Annotated in this window: 2 protein-coding genes; both read right to left on the minus strand. The window is 76.4% G+C overall.

The features are described from left to right. On the minus strand, positions 1–573 hold a 573-nt coding region (locus H5J30_RS32440; RefSeq protein ID WP_508471076.1), incomplete at its 3' end, for a phosphotriesterase family protein. An 11-nt stretch (positions 574–584) separates the two neighbouring features. Then, the coding region (locus H5J30_RS32445) for a shikimate dehydrogenase family protein (RefSeq protein WP_258563644.1) at positions 585–1543 on the minus strand (959 nt) is incomplete at its 5' end.

Raw genomic sequence — 1543 nt, forward strand, 5'->3', positions numbered from 1 at the left:
GTGCGCCGGCACCCCGTGGCCGGCCAGCTCCGCCAGCACCTCGAACGCCGCGCTGCCGTACTCCAGGTGCACCATCACCGGCGCCCCCGTGGCCCGGTGGGCGGCGCCGGCCGCCGCGAGCACCCGGTGCTCGAACGGGGTGATCGACCAGTACCCGGCGCCCGCCTTGACGATCCCGGCGCGCACGGCGGGCCCGGTCCGTACCGCCAGCTCCGCGTCCGCGTACATGCCGTCGGTCAGCTCGGCGGTGAAGAGCGCGGCCAGCTCGGCCTCGGCGAGTGCGAGCAGCGGGTGGCCGGGGGCGTAGTGGGGCTCGCGGTGGGCGCCGGTGGTGTGCACGACGTGCAGCCCCGTGGCCCGCGCGATGCGGGCGACGCCCGCCGGGTCGCGGCCCAGGCCCACCGGGGTCGCCTCGATCATCGCCGTGAAGCCGGCGGCGCGCAGGTACGCGGCCTCCTGCCCGCTGCGCACCTCGTCGTCCAGTTCGTCACCGGGGAGCAGCGGCGAGACCTGGAAGAGGTGCTCGTGGTAGTCGGTCCGCCCGAGCCGGTCGGCGGGGATGTCCCCGAGCACCGTGCGGACCGTCACCGTACGGCCTCGGCGGCGGCGGAGAGCCGGTCGACGGTCGCGGCGTCCAGCCTCAGGCCGAACACCTCCGCGATCACCTGGGACCAGCCGTGGATGAAATACCGCCAGCCGTCGACCACATCGAGGTCCCGCTCGGCGGCCCGGGCGCGCGCGGCGTGCAGGAACGGCAGCGCGCCGCGGTAGTTCAGCTCCCACACCACGGCCCCGCGCGGGTAGCGCGCCGCGGGCGACAGCGGCGAGCCGGGCCGGTCCTTGCCCAGGCCCGTGGCGTTGACGACGAGGGTGCCGGGGGGTGCCGCGGCGAGCAGGTCGTCGGCGTGCCCGCCGGTCACGACGGTACGCAGCCGGGCGGGGTCGGCGCCGCCGCGCCGGAGCACGTCGGCGAGTTCGGCGAGCCGGTCGGCGGAGCGGTCGGTGCAGACGATGCGGGCGGGGGCGTCGGGGCGGCGGGCCAGGTAGTAGCTGATCGCGGTGCCGGCACCGCCGGCGCCCAGGCAGAGCAGCTCGCCACCGGTGGCGGCGAAGTGCCCCGGCGCGAGGAACTCCTCGATGGCCAGGCCCGCGGTCAGCGGGTCCTTGGCGTGACCGACGAAGCGGCCGTCCCGCTTGGAGACGGAGGAGACCTCGCCGCACAGCCTGGCGAAGTCGTCCAGCTCGTCGAAGAGGTCGGCGGCGGCCCGGTACACGCCTATCTTGTGCGTGGTGATCAGCGCGCCGAGCAGCAGCGGGTCGCGCCGGATCCGCTCGGCCACCGCCCGGTAGCGGGCGGGTTCCGCGTCCGGCGGCAGGTCGAAGCCGACGAGCCGGGCGGTGGGCAGGCCGAGGAGGCGGGCCCACTCGGGGAAGATCCGCATGATGGACGACTCGCCGGTGCTGACGCCGACGAAGGCCATGGCCGCCGTGTCCGCGGCGGTGGCGGCGGCGGCCTCGGTCTCCGCGCTCAACGGACCGCCTC

Source organism: Streptomyces phytophilus, from assembly GCF_013870535.1.
Lineage (GTDB): Bacteria > Actinomycetota > Actinomycetes > Streptomycetales > Streptomycetaceae > Streptomyces > Streptomyces phytophilus.